Raw genomic sequence first — 15,354 nt, forward strand, 5'->3', positions numbered from 1 at the left:
GGGGGAGATCAGCCCTCGCCTCGGTTTTCGCTAATCGCCAGCGCGGAGTGGCCTGAGCATGGGTCACGACCTCGTTCCATCGCGTCAGCGCAAGAATGCAAAGTCCATGCGTCGCGTCATGACCGATGCCGAGCTGAAACTGTGGAATGAGTTGCGGGCTCACCGGCTGATGGGGATGAGCTTTCGCCGACAGGTACCGATTAGGCCCTACATTGTCGACTTCGCCTGTTCGGCCCACCACCTCGTAGTCGAGGTTGATGGCAGTCAGCATGCCGACGTAGAAGATGCAGAACGCGACAAGGCACGCAGCGCTCAATTGAGTGCCAGTGGCTGGACCATCCTGCGCTTCTGGAACGACGACGTCATCCGCGATATCGACAATGTCTGCCAGCACATCGTGATCGAGGCCGGCTTGGCCGGCGCCGACGTGCCGGCGCCAGCAAGGGAGGAGCTTGTTTCATGATCGACCATCTCGGCATCAATGTCGCCGATTTCGGCGCGTCGAAAGCCTTTTATGACCAGGCGATGGCGCCGCTTGGCGCCTCGCTGATTTACATGGTGCCACTGGAATATACCGGCGGCGCCAAGGTCGGCGGTTATGGCCGCGACCGGCCGGTGTTCTGGCTGCAGGCCAGCGATGACAAGCCGAGGACCCATCAGCACGTCGCCTTCACCGCGCGCAGCCGCGCCGAGGTCGACGCCTTCCATGCCGCGGCGCTCGCCGCCGGCGGCAAGGACAATGGCGGGCCGGGGCTGCGCCCGCATTATCACCCGGACTATTACGGCGCCTTCGTCTTGGATCCCGACGGCAACAATGTCGAGGCCGTCTGCCATGCGCCCGAATGACTATGAAACGGAGTGAGACGCCATGAGCCTCGACAACCGGCCGATCTACACCGGTGGCTGCCAGTGCGGCGCGGTGCGCTTTCGCGTCGAGGGTGCGCTGGGTGACGCCTCGGTCTGCCATTGCCGCATGTGCCAGAAGGCGTTCGGCTCATTTTACGCGCCCCTGGTCTCGGTGCGTGGCGCCAAACTCGACTGGACGCGCGGCGAACCGAAATATTTCGCCTCGTCCAGCCATGTCGATCGTGGCTTTTGCGCCAATTGCGGCACGCCGCTGACCTTTACCGCGCCCGACGGCGTCGGCCTTGCCATTGGCGCCTTCGACAATCCGGCCGAAATCGTGCCGCTGATCCAGTGGGGCACCGAGGCAAAACTGCCTTATGTCGACACCCTTCCGCAATTGCCGGGCGAGGACACGATGGCCGACATGTCGTCGGCGCCTTATCTTGCCGAGCTTGTCTCCTACCAGCATCCCGATCATGACACCGAACAATGGCCGCCAGAGGAAAAGTTATGACCGATGAAGTTCGAACCGGCGGCTGCCAGTGCGGCGCCGTCCGTTTCCGCATCAAGGGCAAGCTTGGCCGGGCGTCCATCTGCCATTGCCGCATGTGCCAGAAACAGTTCGGGTCGTTTTTCGGCGCCCTGGTGACAGTGCCCAAGGATGGCGTCGAATGGGTGCGCGAGGAGCCGACCTACTTCCAGTCGTCGGTCAACATCGATCGCGGCTTCTGTGCCCGCTGCGGTACACCGCTGACCTATCGCCAACCTGGCGCACTGGAGATCGCCATCGGCGCCTTCGACGACCGCTCCGATCTGGCGCCGCAGATCCAGGTCAACTACGCGGTCCGATTGCCTTGGGTGGAAACGATCTTTGACCAGCCCCTGCATCAGGATCCGGATTTCTACTCCCGCCAGGAGCAGATCATCTCGTTCCAGCATCCCGACCACCACGGACTGGCCCGCGCACGGCCTGAAGATATGAGCAATGAAATGAACAGTGAACTTCGTACTCTTTATCCAGAGATCGATGCGTTCGAGTCCGGCATGCTCGATGTCGGCGACGGCCATCATATCTACTGGGAGCGTTCCGGAACCAGGGGCGCCAAGCCGGCCGTTTTCCTGCATGGCGGTCCCGGCGGCGGCTTCTCGCCAAAACATCGGCAATTGTTCGACCCGAAGCTTTACGACGTCATCCTGTTCGACCAGCGCGGCTGCGGGAAATCGACACCCAACGCCTCGCTCGAGGCCAACACCACCTGGCACCTGGTTGCCGACATCGAGCGGCTGCGTGAGATGTGCGGCTTCGAAAAATGGCTGGTGTTCGGCGGCTCGTGGGGCTCGACGCTGGCGCTGGCCTATGCCGAGACGCATCCTAATCGCGTCAGCGAGCTTGTCGTGCGCGGCATCTACACGCTGACCCGCGCCGAACTCGAATGGTACTATCAGTTCGGCGTCTCCGAGATGTTCCCCGACAAATGGGAGCGTTTCCTGGCGCCAATTCCTGAAGCCGAGCGCGGCGACATGATGGCCGCTTACCGCAGGCGGTTGGTCGGCGCCGATGGCAAGGCGCAGCTGGAAGCCGCCCTTGCCTGGAGCCTGTGGGAAGGTGAGACGATCACGCTGCTACCGGAGCCGGAGACCAGCGACAAGTTCGGCGAAGACGACTTCGCCATCGCCTTTGCCCGCATCGAGAACCACTATTTCGTCCACGCCGGCTGGCTGGAGGAGGGGCAGCTTCTGCGCGATGCCCATAAGCTCGCGGATATTCCCGGCACAATCGTCCACGGCCGCTACGACATGCCGTGCCCGGCGCGCTATGCCTGGGCCCTGCACAAGGCCTGGCCGAAGGCGGATTTCCACCTCATCGAAGGCGCCGGCCATTCCTATTCGGAGCCGGGGATTCTGGATCGGCTGATACGCGCGACGGATGGGTTTGCGGGGAAATGACAGCGCGTGGCACCCCCCTCTGTCCTGCCGGACATCTCCCCCTCAAGGGGGGAGATTCGCTGTCATCGGCGCTTTCGCAAATCTTCATCGCTGCAGGAAACGATCCGACGCTAAAGCTGCCGATCTTCCCCATTGAGGGGGAGATGGCCGGCAGGCCAGAGGGGGGTGCTCGCGCGCCAACAGAACAATGACCAAACAACGCCTCTATCTCTTCGACACAACCCTCCGCGATGGCCAGCAGACGCCGGGCATCGACTTTTCCGTCGAGGACAAGATCGCGATTGCCAAGCTGCTCGATGAGTTCGGCATGGACTATGTCGAAGGCGGCTATCCCGGCGCCAATCCGACCGACACCGCCTTCTTCCAGCAGAAGCGCACGGCGAAGGCAAAGTTCGTCGCCTTCGGCATGACCAAGCGGGCAGGCGTGTCGGCATCCAACGACCCGGGCCTGGCAGCGCTCGTGCAGTCCAAGTCCGACGCCATCTGCTTCGTCGCCAAGAGCTGGGACTATCATGTCCGCGTCGCGCTCGGCTGCACCAATGAGGAAAACCTCGACTCGATCAACGCGTCGGTCGAAGCAGCTGTTGCCGCCGGCAAGGAAGCGATGGTCGATTGCGAGCATTTCTTCGACGGCTTCAAGGCCAATCCGGACTACGCACTGGCCTGCGCCAGGACCGCCTATGATGCCGGCGCGCGCTGGGTGGTGTTGTGCGACACCAATGGTGGCACGCAGCCCTCGGAAGTGCGCGCCATCGTCGACAAGGTCATTGTTTCAGGTATTCCGGGCGGCCATCTCGGCATCCATGCCCATGACGACACCGGCCAAGCGGTGGCCAATTCGCTCGCCGCCGTCGAGGCCGGCGTGCGCCAGATCCAAGGCACGCTGAACGGCATCGGCGAGCGCTGCGGCAACGCCAATCTGGTCTCGATCGTACCGACGCTGGCGCTGAAGCCGGCCTTCGCCGATCGGTTTGAAACCGGCATCTCGGCCGAGGCGCTGACCGGGATATCCCGGCTTTCCCGCGCCTTCGACGAATTGCTGAACCGTGCTCCGGAAGCGCAGGCGCCCTATGTCGGCGCCTCGGCCTTCGCCACCAAGGCCGGCATCCATGCCTCCGCACTGGCCAAGGAGCCGGCGACCTATGAACATGTGCCGCCCGAGGCAGTAGGCAACCGCCGCCGCGTTATGGTTTCGGACCAGGGCGGCAAGGCCAATTTCCTCGCCGAGCTGAAGCGGCGCGGCATCGATGTGCCCAGAGACGACCATCGTCTCGATGCGCTGATCTCGGTGGTCAAGGAGCGCGAGGCCGAGGGCTACGCCTATGAGGGCGCCGATGCCTCCTTCGAGCTGTTGGCGCGCAAAATGCTGCACGGCCTGCCGGAGTTCTTCAACGTCACTTCGTTCCGCTGCATGGTCGAGCGCCGCTTCGATGCCAACGGCCAGTTGAAGACGGTCTCCGAAGCCATCGTCAAGGTGATGGTCGAGGGCGAGGAGAAGATGTCGGTGGCCGAAGGCCACGGCCCGGTCAACGCGCTCGACATCGCGTTGCGCAAGGACCTCGGCAAATTCCAGAGCGAGATCGCCGACATGGAGCTCGCCGATTTCAAGGTGCGTATCCTCAATGGCGGCACCGAGGCGATCACCCGCGTCCTGATCGAATCGCATGACGGCACCGGCGCACGCTGGTGGACGGTCGGCGTGTCGGAAAACATCATCGATGCGTCCTTCCAGGCGCTGATGGATTCGATCGTCTACAAGCTGATGAAGAACCGCGACATGGCGGGATTGGTGGCGGCGGAGTAAGCTTGCAGGACTTGGGTTCCTCGCCCCTCGAAGTGGGGCGAGGAACTGGCGGCGCCCCTTGAACCATCAGCGGAAGTCCATTGATCCATCATAATTTTGCGATGGTTTTGGATGGCCCACTGGGCCATAGCGTTTGCCATGGCCAGCGACACGATCCAGCCCGACGCCGACTCCAAAGCCCGCAGCGGCTTTCTCCTCGCGCTCGGCGCTTATCTGCTATGGGGCCTGTTGCCCTTCTACATGAAGGCGGTTGCGCATCTGCCGCTGATCGAGGTGATCGCCCACCGCATCGTCTGGTCGGTGCCGATTGCTGCTGCAGTGCTGGTCTGGGCCGGCCGCACAGCCGATTTCAAGGCGGCGATCCGCTCGCCGCGCAGCATCGCCATGGCGGCGCTGACGGCGACCCTGATCTCCGTCAACTGGGCCATCTATGTCTGGGCGATCTCGGTCGACCGCACCGTCGAGACCGCGCTCGGATACTACATCAACCCATTAGTTAGCATCGTCGTCGGCGCGTTGTTGCTCGGCGAGAAGCTCGACCGGCTGCAGATCGTGGCCGTGTTGCTGGCGGCGGTCGCAGTTGCCGTTCTGACCGTCGATGCCGGCAAATTGCCTTGGGTGTCGTTGGCGCTGGCGTTTTCCTTCGCTGCCTATGGGTTCTTCCGCAAGACGCTGCCGATCGGCCCGAGCCAGGGCTTTCTGCTCGAAGTGCTTTTGCTGTCGGTGCCGGCGCTTGCCTACATCGTCTTCCTGGTCGTCAACGGCCAGGACCATTTCATCTCCAGCAACGGCACCGATATGGCTTTGCTCATCGGCTGCGGCCCAGTCACCTCGGTGCCGCTGCTTCTGTTCGCCTTCGGCGCCAAGCTTCTGCGCCTCTCCACCATCGGCATCATGCAGTACATCGCACCGACCATGGTGTTCCTGATCGCCGTGCTGATTTTCGACGAGCCGTTCGGCACCACGCAAGCAATTGCCTTCGCGCTGATCTGGGCGGCATTGGCGATGTATTCCTGGTCGATGTTTCGTGGCCGTGAAATCCGCCCGGTGGCGTTGGCCCCGAAGTAGGGAGCCTTTCCATGTACGTGCTGCATATCGCCAACAAGAACTATTCGTCATGGTCGCTGCGGCCATGGGTGCTGATGCGCACCCTCGACATTCCGTTCGAGGAGCAATTGACGCCGTTTCCGACCGGGCCCAGTTTCGATCTCTACCGGGCGTTCTCGCCCAGCGGGCGCGTGCCTTGCCTGGTGGATGACGGCTGGGCTGTCTGGGATTCGCTGGCTATTGCCGAGTATCTCGCCGAGCGCCACCATGGTGTGTGGCCTGCCGAGGCCAAGGCGCGAGCCTGGGCGCGCTCGGCCGCCGCCGAAATGCATTCTGGTTTCACGGCCTTGCGCGGCGCATGCCCGATGAATTGCGGCTTGCGGGTGAAACCGTTGCCGATGTCGGACGCGCTGAAGCAGGATCTGTTCCGTTTGGGCGATCTCTGGAACGATGGCCTTGCCCTGTTCGGCGGGCCGTTCCTTGCCGGCGGCCATTTTACCGCCGTCGACGCCTTCTTTGCTCCGGTGGCGTTCCGTGTGCTATCCTATGGGCTGTCTTTCGAAGGGGCAGCTGCAGCCTATCCCCCGCAATTGCTTGGCCTGCCGGCCATGCAGGAATGGTATGCGGCGGGTCTCGCCGAGACCTGGCGGGAGCCGGACCATGAGGCGGAGGTCGCTGCCGCCGGCACCATCGTCGAGGATCTTCGCGCTACGGCGTGATGGGCATTCCAGGAAAAGCGCGTCGCGTTCCCTTGGGAATTGCGTGAAAACAAAGGGATCGGGGCGTTACGTCCGCCCGAGCCGCCTTACGAACATGTAGGTCGCCGCGGCGATCACGATCGAAACCGCCGAGACCACCCAGAAGCCCATCGGCGTATTGACCATGGGCAGACCACCGACATTCATGCCGAACAGGCCTGATATGATGGTCATCGGCAACAGCACCGCCGTCATCACCGACAGCACATAGAGCAGCTGGTTGGACTGCATTGTCAGCTTGGCCATCAACTCGTCCTGCAGCAACCTTGCGCGTGCCTGCAACTGCTCGCCGTCGTGATAGAGCGTGTGTGCCCGGTGCGAGAGCCTTGTCGCCATGTCATTGATCCGATCGGGCAGCTCATTGCGATGCGAATGGTCGAGATGGCGAAAAAGGTTTGTGAGCGTCGCCATCTGCCGGTGGATGACCACCAGTTGACGGCGCGCCTCGACCAGCGACTGCCGCTCGCCGTGCCAGGCATCGCGCACGATACGGTCCTCGATGCCGTCCAGCGTATCGCCAAGACCGTGGAGCTCGGCCGCCATGCCGTCGAGCGACTGGCCCATGACCGCTTCGACCAGGTCGGCGGGGGAGCGGAATTTGCGCGAGCCGCTCTCCACCGCCTTGCGGATGAGATCGACCGATTCCAGTGGCTGCTTGCGCGCGCCGATCAGCGTCTTGTCGTTGAGCGCAAAACGGAAATGGCCGAGCCCGCGCGCTTCCGCCGAATAGTCGTGGCGCAGATCCGGCAGGTCGCCATAAAGCCAGGCATCCTCGAGATCGATGTGGCAACCCTGGCTGGCGCCGAGGAAAGCTTCGCGCACCGGCCCGGGCAGAGCCTGCTCGGCGGCGATCTCATGACGGGCGCGCAGGTCGGACAGCTGGTAGCTGCGCCATGTCCATGCAACCTCGGCCGCGTCCTTGGTGCGCAGGCCCTCGGCGGTGAAATGGTAGATGAAGAACAGCCCGTGCTCGTCGGGCAGGTAAGGCGACAGGCCTTCCGCGTTGAGAGCAATGTTCACGGCTCGCCTCGCCAAGAAATTTCGACCAGGTTCAGATTTCGACTATGCCGACGCGCGGATGCCGACCCGTCCTTCGTAACACGAGGGAGGCGGGTTCCGTGTGACGGTTTCTTGACAGGCGATCACAGTTTGTCGAGCAGCGTTTAGAGTGTTTGCTGCTATCGCCGACGAATGGAGCTCACCCATCGCAACGGTCCGGTCAATCGCCATCTGCGTGACGCAAGCGCCGCATCGCGCTCCGCCACCAGGTCGTCTCGGATCCTGGCCAGCGCGCTACGCTCGGCTACGAGGCCGTCTTGGCCCAGGGCGAGCGCGTCACGCTCCGCCATGAAGCTGTCTCGGGCTTGGATGAGGTCCTGCTGGGCGTGAGCAAGCGCATCACGCTCCGCCATGAAGCTGTCTCGGGCTTGGATGAGGTCCTGCTGGGCGTGAGCGAGCGCGTCACGCTCCGCCATGAAGCTGTCTCGGTCTCGGATGAGGGCCTGTTGGGCGTCAGCGAGGGCGTCACGCTCGACGATGCCCTTTCCCAGTTCGCCGTGTAGCCGTTTAGCGGCCAGGTTCCCTGCGGCAACGGCCTTGCCAACCACATTGCAGCTCTCATCGAACGTCGCCCGCACCCTGTCGAGCTGGTCGCGCAAGTCCTGGCTGTCGCCTTCAGACGCCATACTGCGCAAAATGGCATAGGCACTGCGGACTAACGGCGTGGCATCCGGATGGTTTTGCAGATCAGCGACCGAGGCCCGCTGATGATGCAGATCCTTGTCCAGGAACTCGGCGATTGCGGCGTCGGCGTGATCGGACGTGACAGGCCAGACGATTCCGGTCTCCCTGGCCGCGCGGTCCATCTGATGTCGCCAGTCGCTCAACAGGTCTTCGTGGCGCAGGATACAGCGCGGCATGTGTCGCGAATGATGCTCCGCTTCGAGCACGTGCCTGAGCCACAGCATGAACGCTGTCGGTAGTGCCATTTGATCCCGTTCCTGCAGCGAACAGGCGACTTCAAGCGGGTTGCGAACAGGCAGAAATGCGATCGGGTCAATCCTGAGATCGGCCAGGATCGAGGCTATGAAGGGAAGGAACCGGCAGATCCGCGGATCCTTGACGAAAAACAGGGGGGCATCGCCGAACTCGCTGGCAATGATCGCCGTCATCATGGGCCGAAATCGCTCGGCTGCCGGCGACTGCAGCCACTGCCGATCTAGCGGCAGCCAATCTTGCCAGGAGGAGGCGGCCGCCGTGAGCAGGTGGTCGTCGGCGATGGTGAGTGGGGTACTTTCCCAATGTCCCTTGGGATTGTGGAGGCTCCCGGGCAGCAGATGTTTCGGCGGCGTGGCTCCATGCGCGGCGACGAGGGCGCCGAGCGCCGAGGTGCCGCTGCGGTGCATTCCGAGGACCAGGATCGCCGTCCTTGGTTCCGACGCGATCTCGCCCTTCGCGGCCGTCAATCGCTCGCGCGGATTCATCTCCCCTTTGTCTCGCTCTCCAAATTTCCGTTCCCGCCCAATGTTCTCCGATAACCAACTGCGAAGCGGGCTGCAAATGGAAATCGTCGCCAACGTGCTTACATTGCGCACAAGACGGAGCTCAAGAAAAGCTGGACAGATCGAAGTCAGCTGCCCCAACGCTACAGATCCTGGCCAAGCAGATGCAGTCGATCAGTGGCTTCGCATTGGACTTCTGCTTCTGGGCCAGGCTGGCCTTGTTGCTGTCGCCGATCCAGGTGTTGCCCAGTGTTTCGTAGCCGGCAGCCTTGATCGCCAGCACGACGCGGCGCAGTTGGTGCGCCAGGCCGACGACACCAACCGGGCTCAATTCCTGGCCGCCTGCGCCAAGGCCGGCTTCGTCTTCACATCTTGTCAATTACAGACTGCACGCCTTCCGTCGGCGCATCGACCGACGACCCCGCCACCATGATGGCGGCGACGATGGCCTCGGGGTCTTCGACCACCAGCGGCTTGACCCGTTGCGCGGTGTGGATGAAGCCTTCGCTGGCCATATGGTCGAGCAGCGCCAGCATCGGATCCCAGAATCCTTGAACGTTGGCGAAGACGATCGGCTTGCGGTGATGGCCGAGCTGGCCCCAGGTCATGATCTCGACGATTTCCTCGACCGTGCCGATGCCGCCGGGCAGCGCCACAAAGGCGTCGGATTTCTCGAACATCTTGTGCTTGCGCTCGTGCATGTTGTCGGTGATCAGCAACTCGTCGAGCCGGTCAAGCGCGGTTTCGGTCGCCTCCTTGTTGATGAGGAAGCGCGGAATGATGCCCGTTACCTTGCCGCCGGCCTTGAGCGCGCCTTCGGCGACTGCGCCCATAATGCCTTTGGTGCCGCCGCCATAGACCAGCCGCAGGCCGGCTTTGGCGAGCGAGCGGCCAAGCAGGTGCCCGGCCTTGGCATAGATTTCATCGCGGCCCGGAGACGAGCCGCAATAGACGCAGACGGATCGAATCGTGTTCATTCGTGATTGGTGATTGGGTCTGAATGCGGGGTCAAGCCCCAAGGGCTGACAAGCCCGGGCTTTTTCTTGTCGGTGCCGGCAAAACACGCTAGACCGGCTTCAGGTGGCTAAGGGGTAGGGGAAATATGGCTGTTAATCCATTGAAGGCGTTTCTGTTCGCGGCCGGTGGGACCGTCGCGGTCGTCGGAACCGCCTATGTATCGGGCGCACTCGACCCGTATCTGAATCCCACGCCGCCTGCGGCGATTGCATCGCTGACGCCGCCGGCTGAAAAGCTGGCCGATCCGGGGACCGAGGGAAGGCTGCCGCCGGCGCCCGCCGCGCCCACCGATGCCAAGGCTCCCGTAGCACCCGCGCCTGCCGACGCAACGGCTCCCGCGACCGAAGCTGCGGCTCCGGCGGCACCTGCCGCGCCCGCTGCTGCCCCAACAACCCCAGCGCCGGCCGCGGCCGGCCCGGTTGCGCCGAGCTTCGACGTCGTGCGCGTCGAAAGCAACGGCTCGATCGTCGTTGCCGGCAATGCTGCGCCCAATTCGAAGATCGAGATCCTCAACGGCTCCTCGGTGCTTGGCTCGACTGTCGCCGGTCCGGACGGCGCCTTCGTCATCGTTCTCGACGATCCGCTGAAGCCCGGCGACTATACGATTGCCTTGCGCGCGACGGCCGGCGATGTGGTTACCCCTTCCGTGCAGACCGCCGTCGTTTCGGTTCCCAAGGACGCCGCCGGCCAGGTGCTGGCGATGGTCGAGGAACCCGGCAAGCCGGCCGAGCTGCTTAGCGTCCCGGCGCCTGAGACCAAGCCCGCGGCACCGGCCGCCGGCGATCAGGCCGCTGCCCCAGCCGCTGAGGCGCCTGCTACGGCTGCGCCTGCCGTGGCCGCTGAAACAGCACCTGCTGCTCCGGCTGTGGAAGCCGCAACTGCCCCTGCAGCGCCAGCAGTACCTGCAGCGCCGCCGGCGGCAGGCGTGGCTGCACCCAAGATCGTCGTCGAGGCGGTCGAGATCGACGGCAACAAGATCTTCGTCGCCGGTCTGGCTGACGCCGGCCGCAAGGTGCGCGCCTATGCCAACGATATCCTGCTTGGTGATGCGGTGACCTCGCCCGACGGTCATTTCCTGGTCGAGGCGACGCGCGACATCCCGGTCGGCAGCTACACCATCCATGTCGACGGTCTCGACGCCGACGGCGTGAAGGTCGTGGCCCGCGCCGCCGTGCCGTTCGAGCGCGAACCCGGCGAAGCGATCGCCGCCGTGGCGCCCGCGGAGGCCAAGCCCACCGAGACCAAGCCCGCCGAAGCAAAGCCTGCTGAGCCGGCCGCACCGGCTGCTGCCGAAGCACCGGCCGCTCCGAAGCCTGCGGCGCCAGCCACTATCGCGGCTGCCCCTGCGAAGCCCGCACCGGCTGCTGCCGCATCCGCACCAGCCGCACCGGCGGCTGAAGCGCCGGCTTCGGCTGCCCCGGCGGTTGCCGGGGCACCTGCGGCACCGGCAGCGCCCGCCGCTGAGGCTCCAGCCGTCGTCGCGGCGGCAACGCCCGACGTGCCCGAGACGGTGGCGCCAAAGCTCGAACATGCAGACGGCGCGGTCATCATCCGCAGGCACGACACGCTGTGGCGGATCTCACGGCGCGTCTACGGTCACGGCGTGCGCTTCTCGACCATCTATCTCGCCAACCAGGACCAGATCAGCGATCCCGACCGCATCTGGCCGGGGCAGGTGTTCAAGGTTCCGGAAAAGTCAAAGGAAGGCGAAGCCGCCGACCTCAAGGCGATGGGCGAGCAGGTGACAACGGCGCCGGTGAAGACGCAGTAGCGGCCGAGCGCTTGATCTCCCCCCTTGAGGGGGAGATGGCCGGCAGGCCAGAGGGGTCGCCGCGCATAGAACGCCGACCTTCTCTTTGCTGCAAACGACGTTGCGTCAGGATGTACCGACCCCCTCTGTCGCCTTCGGCGACATCTCCCCTCGAGGGGGGAGATTAGGTCGCTCTACCCATCGGGTTAGCTTGCCACGCACCCGTTCATCGTCTATCGCCGATGAACGATGGCAGACTCGCTCGCTGAACCAGACCACGCAAACTGCGCACCGCCCCAAAGCCGCGCCGTTGCCGCTCGCTTCGCCGCACTCTCGCACCCGGCGCGCATCGAGATCCTTAGACATCTGTCAGCCAGCCGCTCCTGCTGCTGCCGTGAGGTTGTCGACCATCTCGACCTCGCGCAGTCGACGGTCTCCCAGCATCTGAAAATCCTGGTCGAAGCAGGCTTGGTCCGCTTCGAGCCCGACCGCCAGCGCTCGCGCTATCAACTCGACCGCGCCGCGCTCGCCGACGTTTCCGCATCGCTGACCGCACTCGTCAATTCCTGCTGCTCCGGCCGCTGATTTCTCACCCAAAAGGCAAGACAAGTGGCAGAAAAAACCGTTTCCGATAGCTCGACCTTCAGCACCTTGCGCAATCTGTGGCCCTATATGTGGCCGGCCGACCGCGCCGATCTCAGGGCACGCGTCACTTGGGCAACGCTGCTTCTGGTCGTTGCCAAGCTGACACTGGTTGCCGGGCCGTACTTCTTCAAATGGGCGACCGATTCTCTGGCCGGTGACGCCAAATCGCCGCCGCCGCTGCCATCCTTCCTGCTGGCGCCGGTGATGCTGGTCGTCGCCTACAATGTCGTGCGGCTGGTGCAGCTTGGCTTCAACCAGCTGCGCGACGCGCTGTTTGCCCGCGTTGGCCAATATGCGGTGCGCCAGCTCGCGTTCCGCACCTTCGTTCACATGCACCAGCTGTCGCTGCGCTTTCACCTCGAGCGCCGCACCGGCGGCCTGTCGCGCATCATCGAGCGCGGCACCAAGGGCATCGAGACGATCGTGCGCTTCATCATGCTGAACACGGCGCCGACCATCCTCGAATTCGCGCTGACCACCGGTATCTTCGCCTACACTTATGGCTGGAAATATGTGGTCGTGGTGGCGGCCACGGTGTGGCTCTACGTCTGGTTCACGGTTCGCGCCAGCGACTGGCGGATCTCGATCCGCCGCGACATGAACGACAGCGACACCGACGCCAACACCAAGGCGATCGACTCCCTGCTCAACTACGAGACGGTCAAATACTTCAACAACGAGGGTATGGAGGCTGAGCGCTTCGACCGTTCGATGGCGCGCTATGAAATGGCGGCGACCAGGATATGGACCTCGCTCGGCTGGCTGAATTTCGGCCAGGGCATCATCTTCGGTCTCGGCACCGTCATCGTCATGTGCATGTCGGCGCTGGAGGTGCAGGCCGGCACGCAGACGGTCGGCGATTTCGTCTTCATCAACGCCATGCTGATGCAGCTTTCGGTGCCGCTCAATTTCATCGGCTTCATCTACCGCGAAATCCGCCAGGGGCTGACCGACATCGAGCAGATGTTCGACCTGCTCGATGTGCCGCAGGAAATCACCGACAAGCCGGATGCCAAGCCGCTCACTGTTACAGCCGGCAAGGTCGAGTTCCGCGACGTGCACTTCGCCTACGACCCCAGCCGCAAGATTCTGAAGGGCGTCTCCTTCGAGGTTCCGGCCGGCAAGACGGTGGCCATCGTAGGCCCGTCCGGCGCCGGCAAGTCGACGATTTCGCGGCTCTTGTTCCGCTTCTACGACGTCCAGGGCGGTCAGGTGCTGATCGACGGCCAAGATGTCCGTGATGTGACGCAGGCGAGCCTGCGCGGCGCCATCGGCATGGTGCCGCAGGACACCGTGCTGTTCAACGACACCATCGCCTACAACATCCGTTATGGCCGCATCGGCGCCAGCGAGGAAGACATGCAGAAAGCCGCCGAGCTTGCCCAGATCGGCCCGTTCATCGAACGACTGCCCGAAGGCTACCGCTCGATGGTCGGCGAGCGCGGGCTAAAACTGTCGGGCGGCGAAAAGCAGCGCGTGGCGATTGCCCGCACGATTTTGAAGGCGCCGCCGATCCTGATGCTCGACGAGGCGACCTCGGCGCTGGACAGCCACACCGAACAGGAAATCCAGGCCGCCCTCGACCTGGTCAGCAAGGGCCGCACCACCATCGTCATTGCCCACCGCCTGTCGACGGTGATCACCGCCGACGAGATCATCGTACTCAAGGACGGCGAGATCGCCGAACGCGGCACCCATGCCGAGCTGATGCGCCAACATGGCCTCTACGCCTCGATGTGGGATCGCCAGCGCGAGGCGACGGAAGCCGAAGAGAGGCTTCGGATTGCCAGGGAGAGCGATGAGTTGGGTGTGGTTGTGCGCAGAAGGACTTCGGAGGTGAACTAGGCGGCGGAGCGCCAATCTCCCCCCTTGGGGGACTGTTGCAAAATTGGGTGGATGTGTGATTCCCTGTTTTTGAAACGGGGATTTTGCGATGACGACAAAGCCGAGCGGTCAGTTCAGTTTTGTAGAGGCTCTGCTGCCGCAGGGTCTTGGTCGGAGCGGACGACTGGACCGGCTGTCGTCGCTGGTGAAGTGGTATCGCTTCGAGAAGATCCTGGCGCGGCTGCGCTCGCCAACTGGGCCGGGGCGGCCTGCGTACAATTCGCTGGTGATGTTCAAGGCGCTTCTGCTGCAATCCTTGTATGGGCTGTCGGACAACGAACTGGAGGAGGCGCTCGCCGATCGGCTGTCGTTCCGCCGCTTCGTTGGACTGACGCTCGAGGAGACGGTGCCCGACCACACCACGCTCAACCGCTTTCGCAATCTTCTCGTGGAAGCCGGGCTTCTGGAGAAGCTGTTTGGCGAACTGGACCATCAACTGGACAAGGCCGGGCTGATCCTGCGGCGCGGCACGATGCTCGATGCCACGGTGATCGAGACGGCGGCGGCACGGCCGCCCAGTGGGGCCGCGCACGAAGCGGGCGATGCCGGCGATCCCGATGCCGGCTTTACACGCCGGCAGGGCAAGCCTGGCTCCTCCTACGGCTACAAGGCCCATGTCGGCGTCGACCAGGGTTCTGGTCTGATCCGCCGGGTGAGGACGACAGCAGCCAACGTCAACGACACGGTCGAGGCGGATCATCTGATCTGTGGCGACGAAGGCGCGGTGCTGGCGGATGCGGCCTATCACACCAAGGCGCGCGAGCTGTCGCTGAGGCAGCGCGGGATCAAGCCGCGGCTGATGCGGCGGGCCAACAAGCATCATCCGCGCCTGCCGGCGCGCCTGAAGCAGTTCAACCAACTGATCGCCCGGCAACGTTTTGCCGTCGAGACGACCTTCGCCACCTTGAAGAACCGCATGCGACTTTGCGCCATCCGCTATCGCGGTTTGGCCAAGGCCGCAGGACAGGTTCTCATCGCCGCCATGGCCTTCAACATGCGTCGCTGGGTGACGCTGGCGACCTGATCTAGGGTCGCACTGCGCCCGAAATCCGGGTAGTGTGCTGAGAGTTCTGCAAATTCGCTGAGAGGGGGCGGTCATGGCAGGCTGGTGATTGTTCACGTCACCTGATTCCCGCGAAGGAACGCCACCATGAC

General features: G+C 63.7%; 15 protein-coding genes and 1 pseudogene. 12 read left to right on the top strand and 4 right to left on the bottom strand.

Annotated features, from left to right (window positions below):
* Positions 1-58: 58 nt before the first annotated feature.
* The 8 genes and pseudogenes from NKH54_RS32115 to NKH54_RS32150 all read left to right on the top strand — a co-directional run bounded on the left by NKH54_RS32115 (position 59) and on the right by NKH54_RS32150 (position 6,363).
* On the top strand, positions 59-463 hold the full coding sequence (locus tag NKH54_RS32115; protein ID WP_023684473.1) for an endonuclease domain-containing protein: 405 nt from the start codon (positions 59-61) through the stop codon (positions 461-463).
* Positions 460-846 carry a VOC family protein gene (locus tag NKH54_RS32120; protein ID WP_023684472.1) on the top strand — a complete coding sequence of 129 codons (387 nt, stop codon included), beginning with the start codon at positions 460-462 and terminating at the stop codon, positions 844-846. Before NKH54_RS32115 ends, NKH54_RS32120 begins: the two co-directional genes overlap by 4 nt.
* A gap of 22 nt (positions 847-868) precedes the next feature.
* A complete protein-coding gene (locus tag NKH54_RS32125; protein ID WP_353029701.1) occupies positions 869-1,360 on the top strand; it encodes a GFA family protein in 492 nt (163 codons plus the stop codon).
* Positions 1,357-1,668, top strand: a pseudogene (locus NKH54_RS32630) (GFA family protein); the annotation flags it as partial. The gene NKH54_RS32125 and the pseudogene NKH54_RS32630, both read left to right, overlap by 4 nt.
* 168 nt (positions 1,669-1,836) lie before the next feature.
* Positions 1,837-2,793, top strand: coding sequence for a prolyl aminopeptidase (gene pip, locus NKH54_RS32135; RefSeq protein WP_023727580.1), 957 nt, complete (start codon positions 1,837-1,839; stop codon positions 2,791-2,793).
* Between the two features lie 187 nt (positions 2,794-2,980).
* Complete coding sequence (cimA, locus tag NKH54_RS32140; protein ID WP_023684468.1) at positions 2,981-4,597, top strand: citramalate synthase; 1,617 nt, start codon at positions 2,981-2,983, stop codon at positions 4,595-4,597.
* Positions 4,598-4,708: 111 nt separating this feature from the next.
* Complete coding sequence (gene rarD, locus NKH54_RS32145) at positions 4,709-5,665, top strand: EamA family transporter RarD (RefSeq protein ID WP_460221953.1); 957 nt, start codon at positions 4,709-4,711, stop codon at positions 5,663-5,665.
* A gap of 11 nt (positions 5,666-5,676) precedes the next feature.
* Positions 5,677-6,363, top strand: coding sequence for a glutathione S-transferase family protein (locus NKH54_RS32150; protein WP_023673578.1), 687 nt, complete (start codon positions 5,677-5,679; stop codon positions 6,361-6,363).
* A gap of 66 nt (positions 6,364-6,429) precedes the next feature.
* On the opposite strand, the gene NKH54_RS32155 is transcribed toward NKH54_RS32150, so the two are convergent.
* The 4 genes from NKH54_RS32155 to NKH54_RS32170 all read right to left on the bottom strand — a co-directional run bounded on the left by NKH54_RS32155 (position 6,430) and on the right by NKH54_RS32170 (position 9,880).
* The gene (locus NKH54_RS32155) at positions 6,430-7,422 is read right to left on the bottom strand and encodes a transporter (RefSeq protein ID WP_023684466.1); all 993 of its coding nucleotides are present in this window, start codon (positions 7,420-7,422) and stop codon (positions 6,430-6,432) included.
* Positions 7,423-7,580: 158 nt separating this feature from the next.
* The gene (locus NKH54_RS32160) at positions 7,581-8,885 is read right to left on the bottom strand and encodes a sulfotransferase family protein (protein WP_353029702.1); all 1,305 of its coding nucleotides are present in this window, start codon (positions 8,883-8,885) and stop codon (positions 7,581-7,583) included.
* 121 nt (positions 8,886-9,006) lie between these two features.
* On the bottom strand, positions 9,007-9,282 hold the full coding sequence (locus NKH54_RS32165) for a hypothetical protein (protein ID WP_353029703.1): 276 nt from the start codon (positions 9,280-9,282) through the stop codon (positions 9,007-9,009).
* Complete coding sequence (locus tag NKH54_RS32170; RefSeq protein ID WP_023673582.1) at positions 9,269-9,880, bottom strand: LOG family protein; 612 nt, start codon at positions 9,878-9,880, stop codon at positions 9,269-9,271. Before NKH54_RS32170 ends, NKH54_RS32165 begins: the two co-directional genes overlap by 14 nt.
* A gap of 125 nt (positions 9,881-10,005) precedes the next feature.
* Between NKH54_RS32170 and NKH54_RS32175 the strand changes: the two genes are divergently transcribed.
* The 4 genes from NKH54_RS32175 to NKH54_RS32190 all read left to right on the top strand — a co-directional run bounded on the left by NKH54_RS32175 (position 10,006) and on the right by NKH54_RS32190 (position 15,223).
* Positions 10,006-11,691 (top strand): LysM peptidoglycan-binding domain-containing protein, encoded by a 1,686-nt coding sequence (locus tag NKH54_RS32175; protein WP_353029704.1) that lies wholly within the window; start codon positions 10,006-10,008, stop codon positions 11,689-11,691.
* Positions 11,692-11,919: 228 nt separating this feature from the next.
* Positions 11,920-12,255: an ArsR/SmtB family transcription factor gene (locus NKH54_RS32180; protein ID WP_023672695.1), complete on the top strand. Its 336-nt coding sequence runs from the start codon at positions 11,920-11,922 to the stop codon at positions 12,253-12,255.
* Positions 12,256-12,279: 24 nt separating this feature from the next.
* On the top strand, positions 12,280-14,160 hold the full coding sequence (locus tag NKH54_RS32185) for an ABCB family ABC transporter ATP-binding protein/permease (protein ID WP_352764035.1): 1,881 nt from the start codon (positions 12,280-12,282) through the stop codon (positions 14,158-14,160).
* 88 nt (positions 14,161-14,248) lie between these two features.
* A complete protein-coding gene (locus tag NKH54_RS32190) occupies positions 14,249-15,223 on the top strand; it encodes an IS5 family transposase (protein ID WP_023743626.1) in 975 nt (324 codons plus the stop codon).
* Positions 15,224-15,354 lie beyond the last annotated feature (131 nt).

Origin of the sequence: Mesorhizobium sp. M1004 (assembly GCF_040318795.1) — a bacterium.
Classification (GTDB): domain Bacteria; phylum Pseudomonadota; class Alphaproteobacteria; order Rhizobiales; family Rhizobiaceae; genus Mesorhizobium.

What these genes read in the sequence shown, in the direction of transcription:
- NKH54_RS32180 (WP_023672695.1), top strand. Translation starts at nt 11,920, where the DNA reads ATGGCAGACTCGCTCGCTGAACCAGACCACGCAAACTGCGCACCGCCC.
- NKH54_RS32150 (WP_023673578.1), top strand. Translation starts at nt 5,677, where the DNA reads ATGTACGTGCTGCATATCGCCAACAAGAACTATTCGTCATGGTCGCTG.
- NKH54_RS32190 (WP_023743626.1), top strand. Translation starts at nt 14,249, where the DNA reads ATGACGACAAAGCCGAGCGGTCAGTTCAGTTTTGTAGAGGCTCTGCTG.
- NKH54_RS32175 (WP_353029704.1), top strand. Translation starts at nt 10,006, where the DNA reads ATGGCTGTTAATCCATTGAAGGCGTTTCTGTTCGCGGCCGGTGGGACC.
- NKH54_RS32170 (WP_023673582.1), bottom strand. Translation starts at nt 9,880, where the DNA reads ATGAACACGATTCGATCCGTCTGCGTCTATTGCGGCTCGTCTCCGGGC.
- rarD (WP_460221953.1), top strand. Translation starts at nt 4,709, where the DNA reads ATGGCCCACTGGGCCATAGCGTTTGCCATGGCCAGCGACACGATCCAG.
- cimA (WP_023684468.1), top strand. Translation starts at nt 2,981, where the DNA reads ATGACCAAACAACGCCTCTATCTCTTCGACACAACCCTCCGCGATGGC.
- NKH54_RS32160 (WP_353029702.1), bottom strand. Translation starts at nt 8,885, where the DNA reads ATGAATCCGCGCGAGCGATTGACGGCCGCGAAGGGCGAGATCGCGTCG.
- NKH54_RS32125 (WP_353029701.1), top strand. Translation starts at nt 869, where the DNA reads ATGAGCCTCGACAACCGGCCGATCTACACCGGTGGCTGCCAGTGCGGC.
- NKH54_RS32115 (WP_023684473.1), top strand. Translation starts at nt 59, where the DNA reads ATGGGTCACGACCTCGTTCCATCGCGTCAGCGCAAGAATGCAAAGTCC.
- NKH54_RS32120 (WP_023684472.1), top strand. Translation starts at nt 460, where the DNA reads ATGATCGACCATCTCGGCATCAATGTCGCCGATTTCGGCGCGTCGAAA.
- pip (WP_023727580.1), top strand. Translation starts at nt 1,837, where the DNA reads ATGAACAGTGAACTTCGTACTCTTTATCCAGAGATCGATGCGTTCGAG.